Source organism: bacterium (assembly GCA_035527515.1).
Lineage (GTDB): Bacteria > B130-G9 > B130-G9 > B130-G9 > B130-G9 > B130-G9.
Window position 1 is genome coordinate 59,899 of sequence record DATLAJ010000108.1, and the last position, 6,169, is coordinate 66,067.

A 6,169-nucleotide genomic window follows, 5' to 3' on the forward strand; every position below is an offset into this window, starting at 1 on the left:
GTCTGCCAGCATACGGATGACGCAGCGTGATCTTCATCTACAACCTTCTTCTCCATACTGCCCTCATTGTTCTCTCGCCAATTGCCGTTCCCATTCTGCTCTGGTCGCACAAACACAGGGCAAACCTGTGGGAGCGGCTCGGCCTCATCAGGCGCCAAGCAAGGGCAGCGCTTGCGAGCCTCAGCCAGAGGCCGATCTTGGTCCATGCCGTCTCGGTCGGCGAGGTTGGCGTGGCGCTAGAGATCATCCAGCACCTCAAGAAACTCGGTCTGCCAATAGTTCTCTCGACAATCACGACAACTGGGCAAGCATTTGCCCAGGAACGGCTGGCAGACGATGTCATCACGCTCTATCTGCCCCTCGACCTGCCATTCTTGATGAGGCGCTTCCTGCGGCGGACAAACCCACGCTCCGCGATAATCGTGGAGACGGAGCTCTGGCCGAACTTCATCAATGAGGCTAGCAAGAGCGGCATACCGGTCGCGCTGGTCAACGGGCGCATCTCGGACAAGTCTCTTGGCCGCTACTGGCGAACACGACTGTTATGGCGACGTATCCTTCCCAAACTGACCGCGGTCTTGGTCCAGTCGGAGCAGGACAAAAGAAGGTTCGCCAGCATCGGCGCCCCGGAGCGCAATCTGGAGGTCGTCGGGACGGTGAAGTTCGACGTATCCCCGCGAGAGCTCACCGCCTCAAAGAGACAGCACGCTGCGAGATCGTTCGGCCTAGACGGATCGAGGACGGTGATCGTGGCCGGCAGCACGCACCCCGGGGAGGATGAGGTGGTCCTCGAGACCTTCGCGTCACTGAAACGAGAACGTCCCGAACTTGCGATGATCATCGCCCCAAGACACGTCGAGCGAGGGCCCGAGGTCGGTCAACTAGCCGCTCAAAACGGCCTGTCTTACGTCCTGAGAAGCAAGCAGGGCACATCTTATTCGGGCGACTTCGACGTTCTCGTCCTCGACACTATCGGAGAGCTGGCGCGGGCCTACCAGACCGCCGCGGTAGCCTTCGTCGGGAAAAGCCTCAGTAACAAGTTTCGAGGCGGGCACAATCCGATCGAGCCGGCGGCCTGCGGCGTCCCGACCGTATTTGGGCCCAACATGCAGAACTTCCGGCACATCGCCGCAACGTTGGTTTCCAGCGGGGCCGCGATTCAGATTGATAACTCAGATCAACTGCTGGGAGTGATCTCCGAGGTGCTGAAATCTCCCGAAAAGCGGGAGCAGATGGCGAAGGCCGCAATAAAGGTCATCCAGGCCAACCGAGGCGCGACGGAGAGGACCGTGGCTATTCTTGAGCGTTCGGGCTTCTTCAGAGAGGATAGGCTCCAGTGAGGTCCAGGCCGGCCGCATCGCTTGCCTCGCGCTTGAAGGCTGTGCTGCTCGCTCGCCTCGACCCGGGCCTCGCCATGCCAGTTGAGGCGGACGAGAACGCTCGCATATTGCCGCAGTCACACAGTTTCCTAACGACGGCCGTCCTGGGTCTGCTGGAGCCATTCTCGGTCGCCTACGGTGCTGGAGTAATGACCAGGAATTGGCTCTACAAGACCGGAAAACTGAAGACACACCGGCCGGCGTGTCCAACGGTCTGCGTGGGCAATATCACGGCCGGGGGCACTGGCAAGACGCCAGCCGTCATACTTGTCTGCCAACTCCTCCGAGAGATGGGGAAGCGCCCGGCGGTGCTCTCGCGCGGCTATGGCCGCAGTGAGCGAGCGGTGCGAGTTCTCACGGCAGCCGAGCTCGAAGCCCTTGGGCCGAGACAGTCGCTCGCCCGCTTTGGGGACGAGGTGTTGACCATTGCGGGCCGCCTGCACGATTTGCCCATCGTTGTGAGCGCAGACAGGGCAGCCGCGGCAAGGGCTGCATGTGAGACCTTCGCTCCTGACGTGCTCGTCATGGATGACGGGTTTGGCCACCTGCGGCTGCAAAGGGACCTAGACATCCTGATGTTCGATGCGAGGTGGCCATTCGCCAACGGGCGCCTGCTCCCGCGAGGCCTGCTTCGAGAGCCGCTGTGGGCCATTGAACGGGCGAAGGTGGCCATAGTCTCCCGGACAGACCAATGCAGCCCTGAGGAGCTGGCAGCGACAGACGAGGCGATCCGCCGGCACAACCCCGACATCACACTCATCCACTCCGTCCATCGCCCCACCGGACTCACGCGCATCTCCGACCAAGAGACGCTGCACTTGAACCATCTCAGCGCAAAGAAGGTCCTGGCCTTCTGCGGCATCGCACATCCCAAGAGCTTCTTCTCAACGCTCTCAAGGCTCGGCGCAGTGGTGACCGGCGTGCCGTTCCCCGACCACCACATCTTTACAAAAAGGGAGATAGCTCGCCTCGTTGGTCGCCGGCACTCGGGCGGCTTCGATCTCACGGTGACAACTGAAAAGGACGCGCCACGGCTCTTCAACCTATCGCGGGACGAGTCTCAGGAGGTTTTCGCTCTCGCCGTGGAGATCCGGCTCCTCCAAGATGGCGTTGAGAGGCTGCAAGAGGCACTGGCGCACGCGATTGATAAGGTCTGAATGAGGTTGGCGCCTTATCGGCGCCGTTGACCACGTAGGACAATCAAGCTACGACAGGCTCTCCAGTGTCGCGGCTAGTCTAGTCTGCTCGCCCGGCCCCGACCAGGATAGCGTTCAGGTTCGAGGGAACACGATGCCAGACCCGGTCACGGCGCTCCCATCGTTCGGTAACGACATTGGTAAGCGAGGTTGGGATGAGGGGAATGCTATACTCCAGCCAGACCTTGACCTCGGCTCGCTTTGAGTCTGTCTTCAGCTCAAGCCCTCTGATCTCGAAGCGCTCAATGGACACCTGCGGGGCGACCGGGTCTCGCCTGCTGGCCTCGCCGCCTGACTCCTTTGCCTCGACTGAGGCGCAGCACTCCTCGGTATCCTGCCAGACTTTACCTGCGACCCTCGCCTTCCAGTAAGCATTGACGCACGCCTTGAGCGAGTCGTATGCCGCCTGCCGCCTGTCCGCATCGCTCTGACAGCCCGGCAGAAGCAGCGAGGCCAAGAATAAGAAAAGGAGGGGACCGGCAAAGACCGATCCCCTCCTCGGTAGATTATCGTATTTCATCCGAACCTAGCGTTACGGCCTGATCTCCATCGACGGAATGTCCGAAACAGCTATTATGTTCCAGGTGGTACCTGGCTCGACAAACGCCGCCGCCCAATAGTATGTGCCTTCCAAGCCGCCCGTCTCTGGTATGGGCATCAAGAGCAACGGGAATGGGTCCTCATGACCACCTGGCACGTAGCCTGACCAATAAGGTGTGGAGACAACCCACGGATTTCCGCTGATACCGTTTATGAACAAGTAGCGGTTACCTGGGATCTGGACAACGATGTAAAGGTCAACGTAAACTGGGACGTCGCCCATATTAGTGTAGCCCACGCTGACCTGGAGCGTGTCACCCGGATGGAACATGTAGCCATTGAGCTCGAGCTCGATGTCCAACGTCGCCATCGCCCAAGTTGAATGGGCAAGCTCGGACACATTTCCAACATTGTCCACCGCCTCATACGCGACCTTGTAGGTGCCTGGCACCGCTATCTCGAAGTCGCCTGCCCAGTAACCGCCGACCAACCTCGTAAGCGCGATAGGCGCCGCCGAAGAGGCGCTCGTGAATGGCTCTGCGCCCGGATCATAGCCCTCAGGCATCACTAGAGCATAGACCTGCGAGACCATGACGTCATCCTCAGCACGGACCCAGAAGTCAACAGTCGTAGGAGTCGCGCCGCTGTCCGCAAAGGTCGTGCCCTCCGCGTAGTCGATTATGACCGGCGCCATGTCGCCCCTGATCGTCCAGCTTCCGATGCTCGTGGCCGGCGCTAGGCCAGCGTTATCGAACATCATCGGCTCCTGTGTCTCATGGAGGACCTTGGCCGAGTCGTAGGCCATATCGAAGGCAGCGTCGATACTCTTATCAGAAGCGATCGCGGAGAAGAACTCAGCAACGAACAGGTCGCCGTTCTCCGTGCCCGGGTCCGGATATGTGTAACCATCGGGCTCCGCGGCCGTGGAGATGAACACACTATCATTCATCGCGCCAAGATACTCCGCAAACCGCTGCGAAGCGTCGAAGGCCATAACACCAACTGTCTTCATCGCCGGCGCAAGGCTCTTCAACATCTCGACATCGCTGCGCAGCTTCGCATTCGACAAGTGATCCGCCACTTCCAGAGTAAAGAACGCACCCTGGTCTGCGGACTGGCCCATCATAACCAGATACAGAGTGCTGGGCGCGTTGCCCGCCTGAATCCTATCGATAAGCTCCGTGATGACGTCGTCATAGCCCGTCTCGTTGCACGGCCCATCCGCATACTTCGACTGCTCCATGCTGGTCAGATAGTAGATGTCATCATGGCTCAGACCTCTTCTCCGGAGAGTCTCATAGACGAACTCCATCGTGCGGTGCCTGTCGTTCCGGGACCTTGTCTGGTCGGAGTAGCCCTCTAGCAATACCGCAGCATCTCCGCCAGTAACGACTACCGTCACCAACTCGGACTCTGAGGCGTCATACTCGCCTGTGCCATCAAACTTGGCCGCGATCTGCCACGTCCCAAGGAGCGTCAGCATATCGAAGTCCAGAAGCTCGAACGAGCCGTCCGGCAACAGCTCCACCTCGACGTCGTCAGAACGCTCGCCAGCAGGATTGGTCAACTCAAGATAGACAACACCATCGTTGAAAATGGGCTCGGCATTCAGCCGCCCAGTTACTTGAACTGTCTCACCAATCCCGATCGACTGAGGCGTAACCGCAAGATCAAGCGAGGTAGGAATCTTGCCAACGTCAAACTCGACGATGGAACTCTCCACCGAAGCATAATCGCCGTTGCCAGCCCAAAACGCGCTCACTGACCAAGGCCCGATGACCGACGCCGACGCCTCATAGACATAGTCCCCGTCGTCGGTAGTAACTGCCATCCCAATGAGCGAGGTAACCGGATTCGTTATGTTGATCTCGATCGTCTCCTCGGTTGCGCCGGTGCCCAAACTGCCAGAAATAACCAGCGTGTCGTGGACCTTCGGCTCCTCAGGCAGAACGCCACAGGACAGCGTCGTGCTCATCTTTGCATTCACCGTAGGTCCTTCCTGTGCGCCAACTGCCGGCCATCTTGCCTGGTCTCCGCTGTCTGTCGCGAACAGGAAGTAATACTCATGCAGACCCTCTGCCAACCCTGAGGTCACGAACTGATAGGTTCCGTTCCATGCATCTCCTGCCACAAGCTCCATCTGGTGAGAAGTCCCGTCGATATAGACGAGCTCGGTAATTGGAACTTGAGCCGTTGCGCTGGAGTACTTGACTTCGTATGTGAACTCGGTGTTGGCCGGCACATAGCCGACTTCAGGCGTTACAGAGCCATCCAACAGCTCTGGCACCCGTCTTGAGGTAACCGAGAAGCTCCATGAGTCAGGCGTTTCAATGCAGTTCGTGCAATTGCCCGGCACCGCAGATGGCACCAGATCACAAGCCGTAACATAGACTGTAATAACATCTTCGTAAGCATAGAATCTGCCAGGCTCAAACACTACATCAACGCTGCCATCATCATTCACGACCGTCGTAATCGTTGAGGCTGTGATGTTCCGACCGTATGCGTCAATGACCTCAACCTCGATGCTGGCCAGACCGACTCCGTAGCCGTCATCCTTCAGCGTGAACTCGATGTTCGCGTCTCGCGGATACTGGCTCCCGTTGGGGACCGGTTCCTGACTGCCCGCAACAACATACGGCGGCTCGCTATCGAACATGAACCAAGCCATGCCCTCGTCGGTCGGCACAAACGCCTCTGCGTTGCCGGCCGCGTCCTCGGAGACAATGATGAAGTAGTAGATGCCGTCCGCCTCGGGCGGCGTGAACGAGAACTCACCAGTCTCGCTTGACAGCCTCAGCAGACTATCGATCCAGGCGCCACTCTCGTGCTTGTAATACAATCCGACCGTCTTGATCGGGCTGTAAGCATCGTGCGCTATGTAGGAGACGCCGATCGTCTCGCAGTCGCTCAACAGCCTTGTCGCAGGATCGGGAACAGTCGTTACGGGCGGCGTAACATCATAAATGACCTCGATGTCATAGTTCGGCGCCGCCGGGAGCTGCTCCACATTCCCAGCAAGGTCTATCGCACGGCCAGCCAAATAGTATCGGC

The 6,169-nt window shown here is 59.0% G+C and carries 4 protein-coding genes; 2 read left to right on the forward strand and 2 right to left on the reverse strand.

Translation table 11 applies throughout. The features are described 5' to 3' along the window. Positions 1-26 precede the first annotated feature (26 nt). Both VM163_08305 and lpxK read left to right on the forward strand, forming a co-directional pair. A complete protein-coding gene (locus VM163_08305; GenBank protein HUT03876.1) occupies positions 27-1,340 on the forward strand; it encodes a 3-deoxy-D-manno-octulosonic acid transferase in 1,314 nt (437 codons plus the stop codon). Further along, on the forward strand, positions 1,337-2,536 hold the full coding sequence (lpxK, locus tag VM163_08310) for a tetraacyldisaccharide 4'-kinase (protein HUT03877.1): 1,200 nt from the start codon (positions 1,337-1,339) through the stop codon (positions 2,534-2,536). Before VM163_08305 ends, lpxK begins: the two co-directional genes overlap by 4 nt. A gap of 79 nt (positions 2,537-2,615) precedes the next feature. On the opposite strand, the gene VM163_08315 is transcribed toward lpxK, so the two are convergent. Both VM163_08315 and VM163_08320 read right to left on the reverse strand, forming a co-directional pair. Then, the gene (locus VM163_08315; GenBank protein ID HUT03878.1) at positions 2,616-3,095 is read right to left on the reverse strand and encodes a hypothetical protein; all 480 of its coding nucleotides are present in this window, start codon (positions 3,093-3,095) and stop codon (positions 2,616-2,618) included. Positions 3,096-3,107: 12 nt separating this feature from the next. Next, a partial coding sequence (locus tag VM163_08320) for a hypothetical protein (GenBank protein HUT03879.1) occupies positions 3,108-6,169 on the reverse strand: 3,062 nt, incomplete at its 5' end.